Source organism: Rhodococcus sp. SG20037 (assembly GCF_031763325.1).
Taxonomy (GTDB): Bacteria; Actinomycetota; Actinomycetes; order Mycobacteriales; family Mycobacteriaceae; genus Rhodococcus_F; species Rhodococcus_F qingshengii.
The window spans coordinates 1,803,599-1,826,108 of sequence record NZ_CP134497.1 but is presented as its reverse complement, the minus strand read 5'-3'; the positions used below and the strand labels follow the sequence as shown (position 1 = coordinate 1,826,108).

The following is a 22,510-nucleotide window of genomic DNA, read 5'->3' as shown; positions in this document are numbered from 1 at the left end:
ATCAGGACTGCGGCTTGATGACGTTGGCGTTCTGGTACTTCGTCGACACGCGGTCAGCGCCGAGTTCGGTCCCCCAGGTGCTCTTGTCGGTCGCGACGAGGTACTTGGGGTCACACTTGAATTCGCCCGCGGTGGACGGGAACGCCTGCGCGTAGCTACTGCCCTTCAACGAGGTCATGAGTCCGCAGGTGGCCGGCATGTTCTTGCCGGGATCGGTGACGGCGTGCAATCCGCCGCCGTCCCACTCGTGAATGTTCGAGAGTTCGTTCACCATGCACTGACGCGTCAGATCGCTACCGCACTCGTCCGCGGCGGCCGCCCACAGCAGGAAGGACGACGCCGCCTGCATACCGAGGAGCGCGGTCTTGCCACCCTGCTCGGAGACCAGATCGACGTACTTCTTCACTGCGGGCACCTTGTCCGCGTTCTCGAGCATCTGGAAGGTCATGCCCGCGTTGAGGTTGTCGAGCAGTCCGGTGTCCTTGTTCCAATCGGAGACGGTCGCGCCGTACCAGGTGGCTTCACCGAAGAAGATGGGATCGATCCCGACCTGGTCGAGGGCCTTCACGAAGTTCAGCTCCGACGGGCTTGCCGATCGTGACGTCCAGATCCCCTTCGCGCCGCACTCCTTGTACTTCTCGGCGAACGGCACATAGCTCGATTCCCCCTCGTAGTTGAGTGTGACGCCGCAATCCTTGAGCTTGAAGCCCGCAGCCTCGGCGATCGAGCGAATCTTCGTGGTGGAGCTGATGATCGTGGGCATCGTGCTGTTGACGACGTCGAAGTCGTTCACCAGATCGGGGTGCATCTCGGCCATCTGGAACCACTGCGAACCGTTCGCGTAGTCGACCGGGAACGGGACACCCTGGAATGTCATCGGTCCGTTGGCTGCGTCGGGTGACACGGTGAAGCCTGGCACGGACACCAGGTTGCACGCGACACGCGTCTGCTCGGCGGTCTGATCCATCGCGAAGCCGTAGCCGACCATCATGAACTGGCTCGCGCACGCTTCCTGCATGACCGAGTTGGCCTGCGTCATCGCGGCGTCGTAGTCGGTACCGACAACCTTGCGGCCGTTGATGCCGCCCTGATCGTTGCACCAAGAGATGAGCGCGTTCACCGCATCGCTCATTTCCTTGTTCAGCCCAGGAGACTTCACATAACCGCGGTCGTCACCGAACCCGATCTTGATCTCGGTGTCGCTGACGCCTTGATCGGTTGCGCCGGTGGCGTCGCCTTCACCACAGGGCGAATCGAGGGTGCCGAACTTCGCGTCGGATGTGCTCGACGCAAGGTCTGCGCTGACGCCGGGTCCGCCGACAGCGACGGCGTAGGGATCGTCACCACGATTCGATGCGCAGGCTGACGCCAGAACGGCGGTCGCGGCGAGTGCCACGATCAGCTTCGTGGACTTGTTGGGCTTCACGGTCGGAGCTCTCCTTCTCACTGACAGACACCGAGAAACAGGGGTGAAACCCCTGTTCCGGTGCGCTCGGTGCCCGTAGGTAATCAGCGTTTAAAACGGTCCGAATGTGCCTTCCCGGTGAGTGAGACCAAAAAGTGAGGTCCCACACAGGGTTCCGATTTCGTGGCGCTGAACACATCGCGAACGGCAGCGCCGCAGCCCACGCGCGGGGACGTACTCCGCGGAGCCCCTGTTCGCATCCCGTTCGCTGTACTTTTACGCGTTCGATACGCACAATTCACGTTGTGACCGCAGAGCTCGTAATCCTCCTGGTGGTAGTTGTCACCGCCCTCGCGTTCGATTTCACGAATGGTTTTCACGACACCGGTAACGCAATGGCCACCTCCATCGCGACCGGAGCACTCAAGCCCAAAGTTGCGGTCACACTTTCCGCGATCCTGAACCTGGTCGGTGCGTTCCTGTCCGTCGAGGTCGCTGCGACCGTGGCCAAAGGCGTCGTCAACCTCGGCGCGGTCAGTGGGCAGGATCTGCTGCTGATCGTCTTCGCCGGTCTCGTCGGCGGAATCATCTGGAATCTGGCGACCTGGCTGCTCGGATTGCCGTCGAGCTCCTCACACGCACTGTTCGGCGGATTGATCGGCGCCGCAATCGCCTCCATCGGTATGGGCGGCGTCGAGTGGGGTGGAGTTCTGACCAAGGTCGTCGTCCCCGCGATCCTCGCGCCGGTCGTCGCGGCCCTGGTCGCAGGCGTCGGTACCAAGCTCGTGTACCGAATCACCGCATCCGTCAAGGAAGACGAGCGTGAGCGCGGTTTCCGTTTCGGCCAGATCGGCACCGCCTCATTGATCTCACTTGCGCACGGCACCAATGACGCCCAGAAGACTATGGGCGTCATCTTTTTGGCCCTGGTCGCTCACGGCACCATCACCGCCGAGACCGAGATGCCGTTCTGGGTGAAGTTCACCTGTGCCGTCGCGATCGCTCTCGGCACCTACCTGGGCGGTTGGCGCATCATCCGCACCCTGGGCAAGGGCCTTGTCGAGATCGCCGCGCCGCAGGGTCTGGCAGCCGAAGCGTCGTCCGCCGCCATCATTCTCACGTCGAGCCACCTCGGACTCCCCCTCTCGACCACCCACGTCGCCACCGGATCGATCCTCGGTACCGGCATCGGGCGCAAGGGCGCCGAGGTCCGCTGGGGCGTCGCAGGCCGGATGGCCGCCGCCTGGTTGATCACCTTGCCGTCGGCCGCAGTGGTCGGCGCCATCTGCTGGGCACTCGCGCATCTGATCGGCGGCCTGGCCGGCGTGCTCGTCGTCTTCGCTGCCCTCATCGCGTTCGCGATCTTCATGTACCTGCGTTCGCGTAAGGAACCCGTAGACGCCGCCAACGTGACCGCCGAATGGGACGAGAATCCGGATGCGACGGCTCGCGAGATTCCGACTGCTGATCCCACTCCGTCCACCGAACCCACTCGCAACTCCTGAAAGGGGCGCAAGAGAATGCATCTACTCACCGATACCCTCGATTCGCTCTGGCAGGTAGTGGCAGTCGGACTGCTCTTCGGAGCCGGACTGCCGGCGATCTTCGCCTTCGGCCTCAAGTCGCTGAGTCTGCCGAACGCCGACGGCACCGAAGGACCGTCCACCCTGGGTAAAATGGGTGCGTACCTCTGTTTTGCGGTCGTGCTCGTCACGATCTTCGCCGGAATTCTGTTGTTGATGAAGAACTTCTTGGCCAGCACGTTCGGAATCCACGTCTTCTGAGTGGTCGTCGCGGCGCACCACTGAAACCACCGAAACGAAAATGAGGCCGAGGATTTGAGCAAGTATTCATTGCGCAGCGTGCTCGACTGGCTGCGTGCCGGGTATCCCGAGGGCATCCCGGACAAGGATCATTTTGCGCTGCTCGCCGTTCTCCGTCGTCGTCTGACCGACGAGGAGATCGAGCAGGTCGTTTCGATGTCCATCGAGTCGGCACACGAAGTGCCGGACCGCCACGTCGACTACGACACCATCCGCGCCATCATCGAGGGAATCCTCAACGAGGAGCCGTCCGAGGACGACGTCGATCGTGTCACCGAAAGGCTGCGCGCAGGTGGGTGGCCGGTCATCGAAGACGTGGACACCGACAACGAAGTTCGAGACGTGAGCTGACGTCATGGCCCTTCCGCCCTTCCTCACGTCGATAGTCGGCTGGTTGCGGGCCGGCTATCCCAATGGCGTCCCCGAGCAGGACTACATCCCACTTTTCGCGCTCCTCACTCGCAGACTCTCCGAAACCGAGGTCGACGCCGTCGCCGATGCGTTGATCGAGGACGGCGATCTGCCCATCGAGAAGACCGACATCCAGGTCCTCATCACGAAGATCACCAACGAGATGCCACTCGAAACCGACGTCGACCGCGTACGAAGCCATCTGGCTGCCGGTGGTTGGCCGCTGGCCGGGCCGGACGTCCGGTGAACGTTCTTCGCACACTGGCCGTTCCACAGGGTGAGGCGGTCTTCGAGGTACTGCCTGCCATCGCGCAGATCCTGGACGGCGTGCACGACGCCGTGCTTCCCGTCCCTGCGGCCGACGCACGCGAGACGGCCCGACTGAGCGACGCTCTGCACCCCGATCAGCCAATCGACGACGGCATCTCGCTGGTGGTCGCCACGTCGGGGACCACCGGAACCCCGAAGGGCGCGATGCTCGCCGCGAGCGCACTGCGAGCCAGCGGCGACGCGACCAATGAACGCCTCGGCGGCACCGGATCCTGGTTGCTGGTTCTCCCCCCGCACCACATCGCCGGGATGCAAGTTCTGTTGCGCAGTGTCCTCGCCGGAACACAACCGGTGATCGTCGACGTCAGTGCGGGTTTCGACCCTGCCGCATTGCCGGGCGCTGTCGCCGCGATGAGCGGACCGCGCCGCTACACCTCGTTGGTGCCGACGCAGTTGGTCAAGGCACTCGGTGATCGCGCCGCGGTCGAGGCTCTGGCTTCGCTCGACGCGGTTCTGCTCGGCGGCGCTGCTACTCCCGCACCGGTACTCGCGCAGGCCACCGAAGCGGGCATCACCGTCGTCCGCACCTACGGGATGAGCGAAACGTCCGGCGGTTGCGTCTACGACGGAATCCCGTTGTCCGGAGCACAGATTCGTATCGACGACGGGCGAGTACTGCTGGGCGGTCCGATGCTCGCGTCCGGGTACCGCGGGCTTCCCGACCACCCTGCCTTCGCCGAACCCGGATGGTTCCGGACCGACGACGCCGGATCAGTGGTCGACGGGGTCCTGCGCATCAGCGGCCGGTTGGACGAGGCAATCTCCACCGGTGGGCTGACCGTCGTACCGCAGGTGGTCGAGGCCGCGCTGGCCGATCACCCCGCCGTTCGCGAGTGCGCGGTGATCGGCATCGAGGACCCGCGGCTGGGGCAGCGGGTGGTGGCCGTCGTCGTACCCGAGGGCGAAGCTCCGACGCTCGACGAACTACGCGCACATGCTCAGCGGACACTCGACGTCACCGCAGCGCCGCGGGAACTCTTCGTCCTGGACGCGCTCCCCCTGCGCGGACCGGGCAAGCTCGACCGCGCCGCCCTGGTGGCTCGGTTCAGCTAGCAGCCGCAGCCCGATTGTTCAGCCGCAGGCCTGATCAGCGCCGCGGCTGCACAATCAGCGCGCGGCTCCGCGGAGGCAAGCCCGCTCGAACCTTTCGCGGACACGTTCGAAGTCGCGAAGATCCGCCCATACCCACCGGAACACCTCGAACCCCGCGTCCCGGATCGCGTCCTCCCGCAGTTTCTCGCGCTCTACCGCCCTCCCCGGATTGTCGCCGCGATACTTGACCATCCCGTCGAACTCGCCCACCACACCGTGCTCTTTCCAGAAGAAATCGACTCTCCCGATGAACCGGCCACCGTGACGGATCTCGTGCTGCAGGGTCGGCATCGGCCAACCGTCGTCGCGCATGCGTACCCGGCTGATGGACTCCCCCGGACTCTCGGCACCTGGTTCGATGAACGTCGCCGCCACTCGAGCGCGACTCATTCCCAGCCGTCCGCGCGCATGATCGAGCGAAGCGTCGACGTTCTCACGCCTCATCCCACGTCGCAGGGCGCAATCACCGATCACCACGGCGGTCTCGAACGGCGTCGTCCGTGCGAGGTCGACGAACGTTCGCGCAAGCGACGTGGTTGCGACGCCGTCGATCAGCACGACCTCCTCGGCCGGGACCACTGCCGGATGAAGATGCAAGGTTTGACTCTTCCGCCCACCCGAGCACCGGTTACGCGTCATGTGCACGGTGTCCAATCGCAATCCGCCGCAATCCAATCCGTGCATGACCGCTGCCGAAGCGTGGCTCACGATTGCGCCTGGTCCACAGCTTTCGGTGGCTACCATGACAGCGCAGCGGTGGCGTGCTCTCGCATTGAGTTCGCGGAAGTGATCGGCGCGCATGTAGATCCCCGCTGCGATTCGGTGCAGCTCGCCGCGCCTGACCGCTCGCTGCAACTGCGCGTCGCTGGTGCCGTCCCGGTGAGCCTGTGCCCGCGTAAGAATCTCCATGCAGCGAGCGTGATGCCGCCGCGCCCGCACACCGACAAGCAAGATCCGTCTGGGGATTGTTTGCCGGTTGTGGAGCACCGACCTCGCGCACTGTGCAAGTAACCGCAAGTTCCACGCAAGGTCCATGCAAGATCGGTCTGCCAAGCTTCATCCCATGAACCACACAGCTTCGCCTCTTGCCATCGAGGCCGACGGACTCGTCAAGAAGTTCGGCGAGCACCGCGCGGTCGACGGCGTCAGCCTCACCGTCCCCACCGGCTCGGTGTTCGGCGTCCTCGGGCCGAACGGCGCCGGCAAGACCACCACCGTCCGCATGCTCGCCACTCTCCTTCGCCCCGACGGCGGTGAGGCGCGCATCTTCGGCCACGACGTCAGCCGTGAACCCACCGCGGTCCGATCCCTGATCGGCGTCACCGGTCAGTACGCCTCCGTCGACGAGGATCTGACGGCGACCGAGAACCTCGTGATCTTCTCGCGGTTGCTCGGCCTGAGCCGCCGCGATGCGCGCACCAAGTCCCTGGAACTCCTCGAGGAGTTCGATCTGGTCGAGGCCGCGACCAAACCGCTGAAGAACTTCTCCGGCGGCATGCGTCGACGCCTGGATCTGGCGGCAAGCCTGATCGCGCGCCCGCCGCTGCTGTTTCTCGACGAGCCCACCACCGGCCTCGATCCGCGCACCCGCGCCCAGATGTGGGTGACCATCCGGCGACTCGTCGCCGAGGGTTCGACGGTGTTGCTCACCACGCAGTACCTCGACGAAGCCGATCAACTGGCCGATCGCATCGCGGTGATCGACCGCGGCCGCGTGATCGCCAACGGCACCGCCGACGAACTCAAGGCTTCGGTCGGGATCTCCTCGCTCCAACTCAAGCTGGTCGATCGTGATCGCACCGAGGAGGCTCGCTCGCTCATCGCCGCTGCGCTGAGCGTCGAGGTGGGTGTCACTCCCGAGGTCGGGCGGATCACCGCACCACTGAGCGACCCGTCGATCACGGCGGACCTGTTGATCCGTCTGCGTGAGCAAGGTATCGCCGTCGACGAGATCAACGTACAGAAACCCAGCCTGGACGAAGTGTTCCTGACCATCACCGGGCACCAGCCCGAAGACGGTGGACGCAACGACGCCCAGTCCGACAACGACTCCGATCGGAGCGTCGCATGACAACCACCCTCACCAAACCCCGGTCGCCGATAGCCCAGCCGGATGCCGCACCCCGCCGCATCAGCCTGCAGCAGAGCTTCGCGAACACGTTCACGATGGCGTACCGCGGAATTCTCAAGATCAAGCACAATCCCGAGCAACTGTTCGACGTCGTCATCCAGCCGATCATCTTCACGTTGATGTTCACCTACATCTTCGGCGGCGCGATCGCCGGTGACGTGACGGCATATCTGCCGACGATCATCCCCGGCATCCTCGTCCAGACCGTCATCACCGGTTCCATCGTCACGGGCACGCAGCTTCGTGAGGACATGGACAAGGGCGTGTTCGACCGCTTCAAGTCCCTTCCCATCGCTCGTATCGCCCCGCTGTCCGGTGCATTGCTCGCCGACGTCGTGCGCTACGGCATCGCCACGACCATCACGTTCATCGTCGGTTTCGCGATGGGTTACCGCCCCGCAGGCGGCGTGGTCGGCATTCTGTCTGCCGCGATCCTGGTCATGGTGTGCGCGTTCTCCATCAGCTGGATCTTCGCTCTCATGGGCGTGCTGATGAACAAAGCGTCCACGGTGCAGGGTGTTTCGATGCTCGTGCTGTTCCCGCTTACGTTCCTGTCGAATGCGTTCGTCGATCCTGCCACCATGCCGAGTTGGCTTCAGAAGTTCGTGAACGTCAATCCGGTCTCACACCTGGTGACCGCGGTTCGCGAGCTGGCCAACGACGGCCACTTCGGTATCCACGTCGTGTGGTCGCTGGTGGGCGCCGCGGTGATCGTTGCCGTCATGGCACCTTTGACCGTGCGGATGTACATGCGCAAGACATAAGTCCCGCACCATCGTCCAGACCTAGTCCAGCACCGGTCCGCGAAGCGCAGCCAACACTGCTTCGCGGACCGCTCTGCGTGAGTAACCCGATACCTTCTCGGTTTCCACAGACCACCTGTCGGCTCCGACCAGACCAACCGCGAAGTCGGAGAGGCGCGCGTGATGGAGCGAGACGAAGTCTTGTCTCCCCGGCATTTTCAACGACAAAGCCATCAGTTCGACTCCGCGTTCGATGTTGCCCGTGACAAGATCGAACGACCCGATCGCCGACGCCAACGAACCCGCGAGCGGCAGGTCCGCGTAACCGTTGGGATCGAGCTTGAGAGCACTCGACTCCTTCATCTGCAGAACGCGGCCCGCCACCAGTTCGTGCCGGCCGTGAACTGCGTGAGCGCACACAGCCGCGGCACCGAGCAGAACGACGAAGGGATCACCGAAGATGTTCTCGATCGCAGAACCCAACAGCTCCAGCGCTTCTCGATACCGAGCCAAGCCCTCGTCGATACGGCCGTCCGCGAGATCCGCCTCGGCGATACTCGCTATGAGCGCTGCGCGCCGTTGATCGGTTTCGATGGCCCCGGTCCCACCCGAATGCGCCAATGCCGGACGTGCACGATCGAGAAGCACCCGACCACCAGCGGTGTCACCGGCCGCGATCATTGCTCCGGCTTGAAAGCAGATGAGCTGCATCGCCTCGTCACGCGCACCGAGGCGTTCCATCGACGCCGCCGCGATCGCGTAGAACTCGATGGCCTCGCCATAGCGGGCGGATTGGCTGTGAACCGACCCGACATGTTGGGCCGCCATCGCCAGACCCCACTCGTCACCGATGCTGGTGGCGTAGTCGAACAGAGTCTCCCCGTCCAGCAGCGCACCGCGCAGATCTCCGATGTTCTCCCGCATGTTCGAACGCGCGGACAGCGCCGCCATTCGGGTCTCGGGATCGGAACTGCGAACGCCTTCGGCCACCAACCGCGCAAGTTTGTGGTTGGCGATCCCACTCGTGGTCAGCTTGATCAGAAATGCGAACAACGGACCGAGATCATCGCGCTCACGCAACAGCTTTCGAAGTCGGATCCGCGCACGGGCATGGTTTCGATCGGCCTCTCCGAAGAAGAGATGCATCGCCACCAGGATGAACGTAGCGCCCACCAGTTCTGCATTCACGTCGCGCAGATCGTTGTCCGCGGTCGCCCCGACGATCTTCGACGCCCAGTTCGAGATTTCCGAGTTCGATCCTCGTACGGCCCACAGAATCGCAAGGACGGGGAAGACGTTGGCTACGGTCACCGCATCGCCGCGTTCCACGGCCCAGCGCAGTACAGCCAGAAGGTTGTCGTGCTCGGCGTCGAGGTCGGCAATCAGACGGAGCTGATCCGTCCGTGCACGCACGACGGCATCCTCGGCGATCGCAATCGCCCAGTCGTCGAGGCGCCGAATCACTTCCGGTCCCTCCCCGGACGCGGCGAGTTGCTCCTCGCCGTATTCACGGACAGTCTCGAGCATGTAGTACCGAAGATCTCCCTGCCCGTCGCTGACGGAAAGAAGTGACTGATTCACCAGCGCTTCGACGGCACTTGCCACATCGGTCAACTCGCCCCACCCGGCAACGGCCTGCGCCGAAGAAAGGGTGAAGCCGGCCGGGAATCGGCACAATCGACGCAACGCAATCTGATCCCCGCTGCCCAACAGATTCCAGCTCCAGTCGATCACCGCGTGCAGGGTGCGATGCCGATCCGGAGACGTCGGATCATCGGAGCGCAACAACGCGAACCTGTCTCGCAGTCTCGAACCGATTTCGTCGACGCTCATGGTACGGACCCGAGCGGCAGCGAGCTCGATCGCCAGCGGGAGTCCGTCGAGCGTCGTACACAGCTTGACTACCGCGTCGACGTCCAGATGAACAGACGGCCGCACCGCACGGGCTCTCGCCGAGAAGAGTTCGACTGCCGAGCCGGTTCCGTCTTCGATCGCCAACGGCGGCAACGGGTACACCGCCTCGGCACTGATCATGAGCGGAGAACGACTGGTGGTCAGTACCGTCAGCTGACGACCGGCCGCGTTCATCTCGGCCACGATCTCCGAACACGCGCCCATCACGTGCTCACAATTGTCGAGGATGAGCAACATCGGACCGGCGGACAGCGCCTCTTTGAGTCGCTCTCTCGCCGAATGCGTTCGGCCGACGGTCAATTTGCCTGGCGCCAGATCGGATTCGCTGATTCCGAGGGTGCCTCCGATGGCCGCGATGACATCCTCGCTGCTGCGCAACGACGCCAACTCCACGAGGACCACCGAGACGCCCGGCTGGTTCACGGATCCGCGCAGGCCCAATTCGTGTGCGAGACGGGTCTTTCCGGCGCCACCAGGTCCGAGAATGGTGACGACGCGCGAGCGGGCGAGCAAGGATTCGATCTGGTCGATGTCGTTGTCGCGACCGAGCAAGGTGTTGGGGGCAGCGCGCAGACCGATCGCACGGGCGGCCAGCGGTGTAGCCGCAGGTGCCCCGAGAAGTTCCGCGTTGAGAGTCACCAGTGCGGGTGACGGATCAGCGCCCAGGCGATTGGCGAGGTGGTTGCGGAACTCCGCGAACACTTCGAGTGCCTCGTTGACTCGGCCTGCTCCGGCGAGCGCACGCATCAACGCCTCGGCCGCTGTGTCGTCGAATGGGCTCGCCAGATGGCGTCCGCGCACCAGGGGAATGGCTGCCGCGTACTCCCCCAATGTGAGCAACGCGTCGATCTGCGCCGTCTCCAGTTCGTCGTACACCCGGCCTGCGTCGAGCGCCAAACGATCTGCAACGTCGCCGACGACGTCACCCCCGGGGGTACCGCGCCACAGGCGCAATGACGCGGTCGTGACGGCGAGCGCTTCGGACGCGTCGGCGCCGACGGTGCGCAGACCACGGGCGGCGTCCGCTGCCCTGGCCAGGTCGACACGCTCCCGAGCGAGAGTGAGCCGGTATCCGGCCGCCGTGACTTCGAGGGCCCCGTCCGGGAGTGCAGATCGCAGGCGCGAGACCTGAGTGTGGAGGGCATTCATCGGTGAGCGCGGCGGCTCCAGCCCCCAGACGTCGTCGATCAGGCTCTGCGCGGTACGTGGCTCACCCGGATTGCGAGCCAGCGCAACCAGCAGAGTTCGAGCTCGCGGACCCGGCAACGGAACCAGACGACCGCCCACTTTGGTCGAAACGGGTCCGAGCAAGGCAATGTCTGCCAGGTCTTCGCCCGACTGCGCGTACCTGGCGCGCTCACTCACGTCTCGAGTCATGTGCTGATCCACCGCGTTCGATCGTATTGCACAGTGCAAAGATCGTTGTATGGCAACAGCTGCTCAATGGATCGAAGGCGCGAGGCCGCGCACACTCCCGAACGCGATTGCGCCCGTGCTGGTCGGCACCGGAGCCGCGGCGTCCCTGGACCTCGCAGTGTGGTGGAAGGCGCTCCTGGCACTGATCGTCTCCTTGGCCTTGATCGTCGGGGTGAATTTCGCGAACGACTACTCCGACGGAATCCGCGGAACGGACGACGACCGCGTCGGGCCACTGCGCTTGGTCGGATCGAAGTTGGTCAGTCCCGGAGCCGTGAAGGCCGCGGCGATCAGCTGCTTCACCGTTGCCGCGGTAGCCGGGTTCGTTCTGGCGGCGACCACAGCCTGGTGGCTGGTTGCGGTCGGCGTGTTCTGCATCATCGGTGCCTGGTTCTACACCGGCGGCAAGAAGCCGTACGGATACAGCGGGTTCGGCGAGATCGCCGTGTTCATCTTCTTCGGACTGATTGCAGTGCTGGGAACTCAGTTCGTACAGGCCGAGCGGGTGGATCTGGCCGGGCTGGCCGGCGCGATCGCCATCGGTTCGTTCTCGAGTGCGGTGCTCGTTGCCAACAATCTTCGAGACATCCCGACCGACACCGAGTCCGGAAAGATCACTCTCGCAGTCCGGCTCGGCGACGCCAGGACCCGCACGCTGCACGTGATCCTGCTGGCCGTCCCGTTCGTCGCGACCCTGCTGCTGATCCTGCGCACTCCGTGGGCATTGCTCGGATTGCTGGCGTTGCCACTGGCAATCCGAGCCAACGCCCCACTGCGTTCGGGCGGGCAGGGTATGGCCCTGATCCCCGCGTTGCGCGACACCGGACTCGCCATGCTCGTCTGGGGTGCCGCGACCGCAGTTGCGCTCAGTCTCGCCTGAAAGTCGACGGACTCAACGGTTGTCCGGGACGAACGCGCTGAGCAGGAAGTTCACGATCGAGATGATCAGCGCGCCCCAGACTGCCGTCCAGAAGCCGTCGACCGTCAAGCCGTAGGACGTTCCGGACGAGATCCACGCCGTCAGCATCAGCATGAGGGCGTTGATCACGAGCGTGAACAATCCGAGAGTCAGGATGAGCAGCGGTAGCGAGAGAAGTTGCACTACCGGCTTGATGAACGCGTTGACCACCGTGAAGATCAAAGCGATCACCGCGATCACGAGAACCGTGCCCCAGGTGCCGTTGTCGTGGTTGGCGATCGTGATGCCGGTGACCCACGCCGACGCCAGCCAGATGGCTATGCCGTTGATGATGAGACGTGCCAGAAATGTCATGTCTGAATGCTGGCACATCCCTCCCGTGCATGCGGAACCGTGCCGAATCTAGGCGGCGCGATTCATCTTCGCTTCCAACCGCTCACGGATCACCGACATCGTGACCTGCGTTTCGAGGGCCTGACGGGTAGGCCCGTCGGCGACACGCAGGATGCCGAGCAGGATGTGTTCGGCGCCGATGCGATTGTCCTTGTGCGCGAGCGCTTCACGGAGCGAGAGTTCCAACACCTTCTTGGAGTCCTTCTCGAATCGTGAACGAGGGAACCCGAATCGGCTCTTGCGAGAAGTGTCGACGCCGTCCGGCACAGGAGTCTCGTCCAGCACACCTTCGCCGAAGGACTGCTCGAGACTCTCCCGAACCGCATCGAGATCGATGCCGATCGACTTGAGTATCTCGGCGTCGTCGTCGAGATTGTTGGAGCTACCTTCGTTCGATCCGGCGCCGGCACGGTGGATCACGTCGAGCGTGACACCAGACTCGGTGAGCACCTCGGTGGCGATGCCCCGATCAGAGGTGAGCAGCGCGGTCAGAAGTTCCATCGGCGTGACAGGACCGGAGCCGGCGACAGCATCGACAACGACGCCTCGAGCCTGTGCGGAGAACCTTTCGAACATGGCAATTACCTGCCCTTCTCGCGCAGTGAACGCAGCATCGATTCCGACTGCGCGGACGCGTATTTCTTGTGGACGGCTTGACGGCTGACCTCGAGAGCTTCCGCGATCGCCTGCCAGGACCATCCGTGACGGCGCGCATTGGCGACCTGAATGGCCTCGAGTTTTTCGAGTAGACGACGCAGCGCTCGAACAGCACGCAATCCCTCGGTGGGATCCGGGCTACCGGCGGCAGCAGCGAGAGAGGTTGCTTCGGTCATGATGTCAATTTAGGTTGACAACCGGAATCTGTCAACCAAAATTGACAGGCGCGCCTAGTATCCGGCGACGGCCCCGTTCACTGCCACCTGCAAGTCGGCCTGCACAGTTCGGGCGATATCCATCGGCTTGTCCGGAAGTTCGGTCACCGGCATTCCGACAAAGACACTCGCAGCCTTGACGTCGCCGGCCACCGGACCGTAGTTGATGCCGATCGACACCAGAGCCGGTGAGCATCCCAATTTCTCGGCGCGCGCGATGATGTGGCCGATTCCACTGTTGACGTGCTGCAACCGCGTCGGATCTTCGGTGTTGCACGTCCCTTCCGGGAAAATCGCCAGACAATCCCCGTTGCCCAGACGCTCGGCCGCGACGTCCATCATCACTCGGCCGGCATCCGAAACAGCCCGGAGGCCGTAGTTCTTGCTGCGAAAAACCGGGATGCTGCCCATCATGTCGACCTTCTTGCGCTGTGAAGGATCAACGAAGAGTTCGTCTTTGGCGAGGACCCGGGTCCGTCCGATCACTCGACGCAACGGAGTACGCCACGCGGTCGCGGCGAGCGTGAACTGGTCGCTCTCGGTCAGATGATTGACCGCCACGACCAACTGCGTCTTACGTTCCAGGAGAGTCTTCAGCGCAGCTTCCGCACCCGGCGCGTACCTCACTCGCGGGCGGTACTTCAGCGCCAATGCGGCATAAGCGAACTTCGCCACGAATCGGTTCTGCTGATGACTGCGGTAGTACTCGTACACAGCCTCGTAATTGTCGAGTGAAACTTCAGGATTGCCCATGATCCGCCCTCGCTGGAGAAGTGCCCCTTGACCAAACGATACACAACCTACGGTTGCGTAGGTTTGCGTTACAGAAGGCGTAGCGCTGGGAGAAACTCCACTCTCGAGGTAAAACGGTTTCTGTGATCCGCTCGGCCATATCCACCGACCTACCCGCACTGCAACAGATCGAGATCGCCGCGGGCGAACCGTTCCGAGACATCGGGATGGACGCCATCGCAGACGATCCACCGCCGACGCTCGACGAGTTGAACGATTTTCTCGCAGCCGAGCACATCTGGGTTCAGACCGACGCAAACGACGTACCCGTTGCGTACGCGCTCGTCGAGATCGTGGACGGCGGTGCGCATATCGAACAGGTCTCCGTTCACCCCGATCATGCCCGCAAAGGCCTCGGAGCTCAGCTGATCGACGCCGTCACCGAATGGGCGGCGGACCATCACCACGATCTCGTGACTCTGACGACGTTCGTCGACGTTCCGTGGAACGCGCCGTACTACGAGCGACTCGGGTTCGTGCGTCTGGCCGAGAACACGCTCTCTCCCGGCCTGATACGCATCAGAACGGACGAGCAGTCGTCCGGGCTGGACGCCTGGCCGCGGGTGACGATGAGCCGCCCGTCACACGGTCCGGCGCCGGCGATTCAGGAACTGGCCGTCCACGCACCCGAACGGACGAACTCGTCCAGCACTGCCGTCGGACCGAGCAGGTCGATCCCTTCCGAAGCCACCCATTCGTCGTTGTAATACGTGCCTGAGTAACGCTCTCCGCCGTCGCACAGGAGGGTGACGACGCTGCCGCTGCGCCCGGCCGCCATCATTTCGGCAATCAACGCAAAAGCTCCCCACAGGTTCGTCCCCGTCGAGCCGCCCACTTTGCGCCCCAGGGCCGCGCTGGCGTGCCGGGCGGCCGCGATCGAGCCTGCGTCCGGCACCTTGATCATTCGGTCGACCACCTGACCGACAAACGACGGTTCGACGCGCGGACGGCCGATGCCCTCGATCCGGGAACCTCGAGTACCGACGATCGACGGATCGCTCGCTCGCCACGCGTCGAAAAACACGGAGTGCTCCGGGTCCACCACGCACAGCCCCGTGTCGAATTTCCGGTAACGAAGAAAGCGGCCGATCGTGGCACCGGTTCCGCCCGTCCCGGCTCCGACGACCACCCAGTCGGGAATCGGATGTTCCTCGTGTTCGAGCTGAGTGAAGATCGATTCGGCGATGTTGTTGTTTCCGCGCCAATCCGTCGCGCGCTCGGCGTGGGTGAACTGGTCCATGTAGTGACCGTTCAACTCACTCGCGAGCCGATGCGATTCCGAGTAGATCGACGACGGATCGCTCACGAAATGACAACGTCCCCCCTGCGCCTCGATCAACGCGATCTTGGCGGGACTCGTGCTCGCGGGCATCACCGCGACAAAATCCAGGCCCAGCAACTTCGCGAAATACGCCTCGCTGACAGCCGTCGATCCGGACGACGCTTCGATGACAGTGGTCTCTTCGGTAACCCAGCCGTTGCAGATCGCGTAGAGGAAAAGCGACCGTGCGAGTCGATGCTTGAGACTCCCCGTGATGTGGGTCGACTCGTCCTTCAGATAAAGCTGGACGGTCCAGTTACTCGGCAGCGGATAGCGCAGCAGGTGAGTGTCCGCGCTGCGTTGCGCGTCGGCTTCGATCAACCGCACCGCGTTGTCGACCCACTGGCGTGAGGCCCGACGGTCGACGTCGAGCGACCCCGTGGTCACCGCCCGTCTCCGCGCAGCTTGGAGCGAAGATCGTCACGATCGGACCGACGCTGGGCGTCGACCGCCGCAATGCCCGCATTAACACGCTTGCGCAGTTTCGCGAAGAGCAGCAACGACAGCGGCAGCGCGATCAGAACTGCGAACAGCGCCGCGACGATCAAGGGAACGTCCGTGCCGGCGAGCTTTCCGCCACCGATGATGACGGCACCGATCACGACGACAAGCAGCAGCCGAGCGACCGAGTACAGCACCACGTCGCGGGCTAGTTGACCCTTGGTCACCGGCCCGGAAGCCGACTTTGCTTGCCCAGAGTTTGCGGAAGGTTTACTGGCCTTGACCGGCTCAGAAGGAACATTTTCGGGGTTTTCAGACAACTGACTCACCCTCTCAGGTTACCCATTCCGAATACGGGTGGGACCGAGCCCGCTATATCCATTTTGTCCTTTACTTAAACATTACTTTTTCTTGAAAGATCGACTACCCGGCTATATCTGTGCAAACATTGCGCTACCACTCAGAAAACGGTCGAATGTGAGCGAAGGACTTCGAAACAAACTCGACGCAGGTTTTTGGCAACTGGTCGACACACCGGTTCGGAACCAAAGTTCGGAATCACTGCTCGGTTCGGAATCACTGTTCGTCAAACGTTCGACATCAACATGGAGGACCTCACAATGAGCGCACCAACCTTCAATACCGCCGCAGACGCACTCATGACGCCCGGACAGGTAGCGGCATTGTTTCATGTCGATCCCAAGACCGTGACCCGCTGGGCACACGCAGGACGACTGGGCTCGCTTCGCACGCCAGGAGGACATCGTCGATTCCGTGAGACCGAGGTCATGCAGCTTCTGCGCTCGCTGACCACCGAAGCAGACAACAACTGAGCAAACTCGGCTCACTTCGAAGCACTTTGCAGTACCCGACAGATCTTGCAGTACCCGACAGATACAGCACTAGCGCACTGAGCCGAAACGCTTGTCCGCACCGCTTCTGGTGAAGCGGGGCGGAGACTGAGTAGGCTCGACTTCAGTTCCCTGAGGAGGTGCGCCGTGTTGTATCTGTTGGCGTTGGTGGGTTTGGTGACATTGATCGTTCTGATGTGGAAGGCATTCGGGCCCGATCCGTCGACGCGCACCCCGGTGAGCGGTGTACGCGGGCCGGATGACGATCCCGAATTCCTGTGGAATGTGAACCAGCAAACACGACGCAAGCGCACGGAAGGTCCGGACGTACCGCCGACTGACGCGTCGACGTAGCGTCCGGGCTCGCCCGGCTATCCGATTACCGCCCCGTCAACGCGAACGGGGAGGCCGGAAAGTCCTGCGCAACCACCGCAGCCAACTCCAGCACCGCTTCCCGAGTACCTGGACGCAGCCGGTCCAGATCGATTTCGGCGCCCTCTTCCAAATGCGGATCGAACGGAATCAGTTTCACCGCTCGACAGCGCTGCTCGAAGTGCTCGACGACCCGCGGCAGATCAACCTTGCCCGAGCGAGGCCGTACCGCGTTGATGACAGCTACGGACGTGGCGACCAGCCTGCTGTAACCGTGAGCGTCGAGCCAGTCAAGTGTTGCGGAGGCGCTACGTGCACCGTCGACGGAACCGGAACTGACGACGATCAACGAATCTGCACCTTCGAGAATGGCCTGCATCGCCGAGTGCATCAATCCGGTGCCGCAATCGGTCAGAACTATGCTGTAGAACTTCTCGAGCATGTCGACCGTGCGCGTGTAGTCCCCACCGCTGAAGGCCTCTGAAACTGCTGGATCGCTGTCGGAGGCAAGCACTTCGAGCCGGTGTCGATTTTGCGATGTGTAGCCACGGACGTCGCTGTACTTCTCGATGCTGTTCTCGTCGCGCAGCAGGTTTCGCACTGTTGCCGGAGTTTCGAGCGGGATCTTCTGGCTCAGCGTTCCCCGGTCGGGGTTTGCATCGACAGCGACGACGCGATCGCCGCGGATCGAGCCGAACATCGACCCCAGTGTCGCTGTGGTCGTGGTCTTACCGACGCCGCCTTTGAGACTGAGCACCGCAACCTTGTAGCAGCCCTGCAGCGGCTGATTGATCTGGCGCGTCAACTCGACGAGGTGCTGCTCTTTTGCACCGTTTCCGAGGTTCACCGATCGGCCTGACAACGTGTACAGCGCCTTGCGCCAGCCGCCCACCGGGGCAGGCCGGACAGGCCGCTTGACGAGGAGCGCAGCCGAGAGATCTTGCGCAGTCATCGGGAGAGCGGACTCGAAGCGACTGTCCGGAGCCGAGGTGAGTCCGGTCTGCGGCATCGGAGCGCGAGTAGGTGGCGCCGTCGGCGGGGCCATCGGCACGGCCTGACCATTCTGGAGGGCGTGGCCGTTCTGCACCGGCGCAGCGCCGGGATGACCGAACTGCCGAATCGCGGGATTGGGCGGATGGACGCCGGGCGAAAAAGGTGCCTGCGGTTGCTGGAGCGGTCTCGCGGATGAATGCGCCGTCGGGCCGGGCTGCGAATTCTGGACAGGCTGCAGGTTCCGAACAGGCTGCGAATTCTGAACAGGCTGCGGAACGCCAGTTCGTGAATCCGGAAGCGACCCTCCACGATTCGTAGGTTCGTAGGTCTGCATCGGCATCGCAGGCGAGGTCGAGAACTGGCCGTTGATCGGGCCTGGCTGCGCTGCCGGATACTGGATGACCGGAGTCTTGGGACCTGGCACCGGAGCCGCTGGGGTCGTCGTCGGCGGCGGAGCGGCGGGTGCACTGGGCGCCTGGCCGGCGACTTGCTGGAGCGGCCCGGAGTCGACCGGGGCCACGAAGAGACTACGAACGTCGCTGGGAACCGAGTCCGATGACGGCTCGGGCGCGGATGCGCGCGGCTCGGGCGCGGATGCGCGCGGCTCGCGCCGCGTCGGCTCGGCAGGGCGCACCGGCTCCCACAATCCTGCTCCGGCGTCTTCAATCTTGTCGGCCATCTCGCCGCTCCCCCTCGTCGATCCCACAGCTACCAGACAGCTAGTAATTCGCCAAGCTGCATCGTAACTGTTGCCCGCCCCTGACGTACCTACCGGTAATACCTACAGACCGGTCGGCAGCCACCCACGGTACCTCGAGAGGATCAGGTGAGTCCCGCGTAGGAGTGCAAGCCGGAGACGACCATGTTGATGATGAAGAGATTGAACAGCATCGCAACAAAACCGGCGATGTTGATCCAGGCGGCCTTCGTCTCCCGCCACCCGGACGTTGCCCTCGCATGCAGGTAGGCCGCGTAGATCACCCAGGCGATGAAGGACATCGTCTCCTTCGGATCCCAACCCCAGAAGCGTCCCCACGCAGCTTCCGCCCAGATGGCACCGAGGATGACGCCGGCGCCGAACAGCGGAAACGCGATGATCGTGCTCTTGTACGCCAAGCGGTCGAGAGTCTGGGCATCCGGCAGTCGCTCTGCGATCCGGCCACCGATACTCGTGCCTTCGTCACCGGGCGGGAACTTCAGTCGCAGCAGGAACAGAAGGCTCGCGATACCGCCGATCATGAAGATTCCGGAACCGACGCTGACGATCGTCACGTGAATCGGAAGCCAGTACGAGCGCAGCGCCGGAACCACGGGAGCCGCGTCGGCGTAAAGGACCGTGCCGGCGAGGAACATCAAGATCAGAACCGGTACCAGCAGGAAGACCCACATCGGACGGTACGCCGGCTTGATCAACAGGACGTGCCCGACCAGCAACGACGCCGCACACGCCATCGCCACGAATTCGTACATGTTGCCGAGCGGGAATCGTTCCGTCGCAAATCCGCGGAGCACGATCGACGCGATGATCAGCACCGTTCCGACGACCAGGACAGCTCGGCCCATTCCGCCGAATCGCTCCGAGAGCGACTTGCTCGGAGTCTCCGCGACCCTGCCAGGCACGGACGCGTCGACACCGCCGGCGGAGACCAGTTCCTTGTCCTGAACCGCCTTTGCTCTGGCCGACGCGTACTGCACGATGAGCAGCACAAACGCCAGCACGAGCACGGTGAAGGCGGACTTGAAGGCCCAGTCGCTGTACTGCGCGAGTGTCTCGTTCGTTGTCATCGGGCGTTCTCCTGCGCGTGCGGTTGGTTCACCGCGGTGGTCGGATTGCTTTTCAGCAAGCGGTCGGCGAGGCGGTCGAACTCGTCGCCCCAGCCTGCGTGGTCGGTGCGGGCAAGCCCACCAAGTTCTACTACAGTACGTCGTTCGTCATCTGGATAGATACGTGCCCAGACGCGGCGACGCTTGATCACGAGCGAGACGAGTAGGCCCGCCATCATGGTCAACGCCGAAACCAACACCCACACCTGAGCGGGATCGTGGGAGACCTGCAGGTTCACGAAGTCGACGGCACCATCGAATCGCACCTGGGTTCCGTCGGCAAGCGTCGCGCTCTCCCCCGGAAACAGATTGACTCGATCCTGCTTGACCAGTCGGCCCTGATTGATCAGTTCGGTGTTGAGTTCGAACAGCGATTGCGGGTTACCGGTATCGAGTCCGGTGTCGCCCTTGTAGATGTCGATGGCGACTGCCGGATCGTTCATCGCCGGGTAACTCGACGACAGCAGGTTGCCGTGGAACAGCGCTGTGGGCGCGAACAATCCTTCGATGGCAATCTGATTCTTCCGACGCTCGTCCGCATCGGGATACATGCCGCCCGGCGGGTCGAAGCGCATCGCGCCACTGCTCAGGAACGTCGTGGCGTCGTCCGGACGCCACTGGAGCGTCTCGGTGCGGGTCTCACCGTTCGGGAACGTGACGGTGAACGTCGGCGCATATCCGTGTCCCTGCAGGTACACACGATCGCCGGCGATCCGCAGTGGGTGGTTCACCTGGATGGTCGTGTCCCGCCAGGTATCGGACTCGAGGTCGTCGCCTGCCTGGTACGAGATGTCCGAGGTGAACATCTCGGCCTGACCGGTCTCGAGGTAGTCGGCCTGGAAATTCTTCACACGTACACACAGCGGGGTCATGCCGGTGCCGTCGAGGCTCAGACCGGCGACGAAGGAGTCGAACACTGCCGGCGAGGTCGTGCAGAACCCGGGGCCGTCGTTGGCGATGACGATGCGATTACCCTCGTAGCCGAACAACTTGCCCGCGGCGATCGCGATCAACAATCCGACCAGCGAGAGGTGGAACACGAGGTTGCCGAACTCGCGGAGGTATCCCTTCTCTGCCGAGATGGTGATCTCGCCTTCGCGTCGTGATTTCGAATCGCCGCGACGCGTTTCGACGCGCCACCCGCGCAGTTCTTTCGACACCCGGGCAGCAAGTTCGTCGGGAGTCTCGCCGTCCACAACGCTCGTGGTGTGGTGCGGCAGGCGAGCAAGATTGCGCGGCGCATTCACCGGACGGGTGCGCAGCGCCTTCGCGTGCTCCACGCAACGCGGCAGGATGCAGCCGACCAGCGAGATGAAGAGCAATGCGTAGATCGCGGTGAACCAGAAACTGCTGAACACGTCGAACAATTCGAGGCGGTCCATCCACGGACCGAGCGTCGGACGCGCGGCGATGTAGTCGGTGACCTTGCCCTCGTTGAGGGTTCGCTGTGGCAGCAGGGCGCCGGGGATCGCAGCGAGCGCGAGGAGGAACAGCAGTACCAGCGCGGTCCGCATCGAGGTGAGCCCGCGCCAGGTGTTGCGCCCGAGTGCAACGACTCGACCGATCACCGACTGCTTCGGCAGCACGGGTTTCGGGTGGTCGTTATTGTCGTCAGCTGTCATATCGGCAGCGTCACCTCCGAGATAAATGCGTCGCGAACCCAGCCGACGAACTGGTCCCACGCGCCGGTGACGAGGGCGATTCCCACTGCCACCAACATGATTCCGCCGAAAATTTGAATGGTGCGTGCATTACGACGCAACCAGCCGACGCCGGTCAGCGCGCGCGCCGATCCCAGCGCCAAGATGATGAACGGCAGGCCGAGTCCGATGCAGTACGCGACGATCAACGTGACACCACGCGCGGCGGTCATCCCGTCGGTTCCCGCCGCTACGGACATCACGCCTGCCAATGTCGGACCGAGGCACGGCGTCCAGCCCAGAGCGAACACTCCCCCGAGCAGCGGCGCACCCACCAGTGACGACACGCGACGCGGTTCGAAACGAACGTCCTTCTGCAGCGCCGGAATCAGCCCGATGAAGACGAGACCCATTGCGATGGTGACGACACCGCCCACTCGCATCAGGACCTCGCGGTTGACGAGCAGCGTGGAGATCACGCCGAATACCGACGCGGTCGCGAGGACGAACACAACGGTGAAGCCCGCGACGAACAGTCCGGCCGCACCGGCCACCCTCAGTCGACTGCTCCGGGTGATCGTCCGCGTCTTCGCTTCTTCGGCGGTGATCGCGGGAGCGTCGGCACCGACGACGCCGGCCAGGTAGGACAGGTAGCCGGGAACGAGCGGCACGACGCACGGTGAAGCGAACGACACCAGACCGGCGAGCACACAGGCGCCGAGGGCGAGCAGAAGCGGACCGGACGACGCCGCGTTCTGAAACGCTTCGCCCACACCGGCACTCAATGTGTCGCTGCCGGCCAGCAGCGTAGTGGTCGTGGTTGTCAT

24 protein-coding genes are annotated in these 22,510 nt (G+C 63.5%); 11 read left to right on the top strand and 13 right to left on the bottom strand.

Features of this window, described 5'->3' with window-relative positions:
• Position 1: 1 nt before the first annotated feature.
• On the bottom strand, positions 2 to 1,426 hold the full coding sequence (locus RHP72_RS08615; protein WP_063314760.1) for an ABC transporter substrate-binding protein: 1,425 nt from the start codon (positions 1,424 to 1,426) through the stop codon (positions 2 to 4).
• Between the two features lie 284 nt (positions 1,427 to 1,710).
• Between RHP72_RS08615 and RHP72_RS08610 the strand changes: the two genes are divergently transcribed.
• From RHP72_RS08610 to menE, 5 genes are read left to right on the top strand one after another with little or no spacing between them, the layout of a single operon-like run.
• A complete protein-coding gene (locus RHP72_RS08610) occupies positions 1,711 to 2,910 on the top strand; it encodes an inorganic phosphate transporter (protein ID WP_007728486.1) in 1,200 nt (399 codons plus the stop codon).
• A gap of 15 nt (positions 2,911 to 2,925) precedes the next feature.
• Positions 2,926 to 3,189 (top strand): hypothetical protein, encoded by a 264-nt coding sequence (locus RHP72_RS08605; RefSeq protein ID WP_003942079.1) that lies wholly within the window; start codon positions 2,926 to 2,928, stop codon positions 3,187 to 3,189.
• 54 nt (positions 3,190 to 3,243) lie between these two features.
• Positions 3,244 to 3,579, top strand: coding sequence for a DUF3349 domain-containing protein (locus RHP72_RS08600; RefSeq protein WP_003941853.1), 336 nt, complete (start codon positions 3,244 to 3,246; stop codon positions 3,577 to 3,579).
• Positions 3,580 to 3,583: 4 nt separating this feature from the next.
• Positions 3,584 to 3,886 (top strand): DUF3349 domain-containing protein, encoded by a 303-nt coding sequence (locus RHP72_RS08595; protein ID WP_003941976.1) that lies wholly within the window; start codon positions 3,584 to 3,586, stop codon positions 3,884 to 3,886.
• Entirely contained in the window at positions 3,883 to 5,022 is a 1,140-nt protein-coding gene (menE, locus tag RHP72_RS08590; RefSeq protein WP_064688473.1) for an o-succinylbenzoate--CoA ligase, read from the top strand. Before RHP72_RS08595 ends, menE begins: the two co-directional genes overlap by 4 nt.
• 54 nt (positions 5,023 to 5,076) lie before the next feature.
• On the opposite strand, the gene RHP72_RS08585 is transcribed toward menE, so the two are convergent.
• The gene (locus tag RHP72_RS08585; RefSeq protein ID WP_311094564.1) at positions 5,077 to 5,970 is read right to left on the bottom strand and encodes a hypothetical protein; all 894 of its coding nucleotides are present in this window, start codon (positions 5,968 to 5,970) and stop codon (positions 5,077 to 5,079) included.
• 154 nt (positions 5,971 to 6,124) lie between these two features.
• Here RHP72_RS08585 and RHP72_RS08580 point away from each other — a divergent pair, with 154 nt between their 5' ends.
• Both RHP72_RS08580 and RHP72_RS08575 read left to right on the top strand, forming a co-directional pair.
• A complete protein-coding gene (locus RHP72_RS08580; protein WP_003941960.1) occupies positions 6,125 to 7,132 on the top strand; it encodes a daunorubicin resistance protein DrrA family ABC transporter ATP-binding protein in 1,008 nt (335 codons plus the stop codon).
• Complete coding sequence (locus RHP72_RS08575) at positions 7,129 to 7,956, top strand: ABC transporter permease (RefSeq protein WP_003941848.1); 828 nt, start codon at positions 7,129 to 7,131, stop codon at positions 7,954 to 7,956. Before RHP72_RS08580 ends, RHP72_RS08575 begins: the two co-directional genes overlap by 4 nt.
• Before the next feature lie 21 nt (positions 7,957 to 7,977).
• On the opposite strand, the gene RHP72_RS08570 is transcribed toward RHP72_RS08575, so the two are convergent.
• Positions 7,978 to 11,226, bottom strand: a complete 3,249-nt coding sequence (locus RHP72_RS08570) for a BTAD domain-containing putative transcriptional regulator (protein WP_311094563.1) — start codon at positions 11,224 to 11,226, stop codon at positions 7,978 to 7,980.
• Positions 11,227 to 11,275: 49 nt separating this feature from the next.
• Here RHP72_RS08570 and RHP72_RS08565 point away from each other — a divergent pair, with 49 nt between their 5' ends.
• Entirely contained in the window at positions 11,276 to 12,145 is an 870-nt protein-coding gene (locus tag RHP72_RS08565; RefSeq protein ID WP_007728497.1) for a 1,4-dihydroxy-2-naphthoate polyprenyltransferase, read from the top strand.
• A 12-nt stretch (positions 12,146 to 12,157) separates the two neighbouring features.
• On the opposite strand, the gene RHP72_RS08560 is transcribed toward RHP72_RS08565, so the two are convergent.
• The 4 genes from RHP72_RS08560 to RHP72_RS08545 are packed head-to-tail and all read right to left on the bottom strand — an operon-like array spanning position 12,158 to position 14,202.
• Positions 12,158 to 12,538, bottom strand: coding sequence for a phage holin family protein (locus tag RHP72_RS08560; RefSeq protein WP_003941998.1), 381 nt, complete (start codon positions 12,536 to 12,538; stop codon positions 12,158 to 12,160).
• 48 nt (positions 12,539 to 12,586) lie between these two features.
• A complete protein-coding gene (locus tag RHP72_RS08555; RefSeq protein ID WP_054187824.1) occupies positions 12,587 to 13,153 on the bottom strand; it encodes a Clp protease N-terminal domain-containing protein in 567 nt (188 codons plus the stop codon).
• Between the two features lie 5 nt (positions 13,154 to 13,158).
• Positions 13,159 to 13,410 carry an HTH domain-containing protein gene (locus tag RHP72_RS08550; protein ID WP_003941869.1) on the bottom strand — a complete coding sequence of 84 codons (252 nt, stop codon included), beginning with the start codon at positions 13,408 to 13,410 and terminating at the stop codon, positions 13,159 to 13,161.
• A gap of 54 nt (positions 13,411 to 13,464) precedes the next feature.
• Positions 13,465 to 14,202 (bottom strand): 1-acyl-sn-glycerol-3-phosphate acyltransferase, encoded by a 738-nt coding sequence (locus RHP72_RS08545; protein WP_311094562.1) that lies wholly within the window; start codon positions 14,200 to 14,202, stop codon positions 13,465 to 13,467.
• Positions 14,203 to 14,324: 122 nt separating this feature from the next.
• Here RHP72_RS08545 and RHP72_RS08540 point away from each other — a divergent pair, with 122 nt between their 5' ends.
• Entirely contained in the window at positions 14,325 to 14,948 is a 624-nt protein-coding gene (locus RHP72_RS08540; protein ID WP_311094561.1) for a GNAT family N-acetyltransferase, read from the top strand.
• Here RHP72_RS08540 and RHP72_RS08535 read toward each other — a convergent pair.
• On the bottom strand, positions 14,846 to 15,949 hold the full coding sequence (locus RHP72_RS08535; RefSeq protein WP_311094560.1) for a PLP-dependent cysteine synthase family protein: 1,104 nt from the start codon (positions 15,947 to 15,949) through the stop codon (positions 14,846 to 14,848). The genes RHP72_RS08540 and RHP72_RS08535 overlap by 103 nt on opposite strands.
• Positions 15,946 to 16,332, bottom strand: a complete 387-nt coding sequence (locus RHP72_RS08530; protein WP_030535490.1) for a DUF4229 domain-containing protein — start codon at positions 16,330 to 16,332, stop codon at positions 15,946 to 15,948. The genes RHP72_RS08535 and RHP72_RS08530 overlap by 4 nt, the downstream gene beginning before the upstream one ends.
• A 291-nt stretch (positions 16,333 to 16,623) precedes the next feature.
• Here RHP72_RS08530 and RHP72_RS08525 point away from each other — a divergent pair, with 291 nt between their 5' ends.
• Positions 16,624 to 16,836 (top strand): BldC family transcriptional regulator, encoded by a 213-nt coding sequence (locus RHP72_RS08525; protein ID WP_003942029.1) that lies wholly within the window; start codon positions 16,624 to 16,626, stop codon positions 16,834 to 16,836.
• 165 nt (positions 16,837 to 17,001) lie between these two features.
• A complete protein-coding gene (locus RHP72_RS08520) occupies positions 17,002 to 17,208 on the top strand; it encodes a hypothetical protein (RefSeq protein WP_003941996.1) in 207 nt (68 codons plus the stop codon).
• Positions 17,209 to 17,233: 25 nt separating this feature from the next.
• Here RHP72_RS08520 and RHP72_RS08515 read toward each other — a convergent pair whose 3' ends face one another.
• From RHP72_RS08515 to RHP72_RS08500, 4 genes are all read right to left on the bottom strand, one after another.
• Complete coding sequence (locus RHP72_RS08515) at positions 17,234 to 18,553, bottom strand: MinD/ParA family protein (protein ID WP_058038182.1); 1,320 nt, start codon at positions 18,551 to 18,553, stop codon at positions 17,234 to 17,236.
• 488 nt (positions 18,554 to 19,041) lie between these two features.
• On the bottom strand, positions 19,042 to 20,004 hold the full coding sequence (gene ccsB, locus RHP72_RS08510) for a c-type cytochrome biogenesis protein CcsB (protein ID WP_003941951.1): 963 nt from the start codon (positions 20,002 to 20,004) through the stop codon (positions 19,042 to 19,044).
• On the bottom strand, positions 20,001 to 21,665 hold the full coding sequence (locus RHP72_RS08505) for a cytochrome c biogenesis protein ResB (protein ID WP_042453041.1): 1,665 nt from the start codon (positions 21,663 to 21,665) through the stop codon (positions 20,001 to 20,003). The genes ccsB and RHP72_RS08505 overlap by 4 nt, the downstream gene beginning before the upstream one ends.
• Positions 21,662 to 22,510 carry a cytochrome c biogenesis CcdA family protein gene (locus RHP72_RS08500; RefSeq protein WP_007735278.1) on the bottom strand — a complete coding sequence of 283 codons (849 nt, stop codon included), beginning with the start codon at positions 22,508 to 22,510 and terminating at the stop codon, positions 21,662 to 21,664. The genes RHP72_RS08505 and RHP72_RS08500 overlap by 4 nt, the downstream gene beginning before the upstream one ends.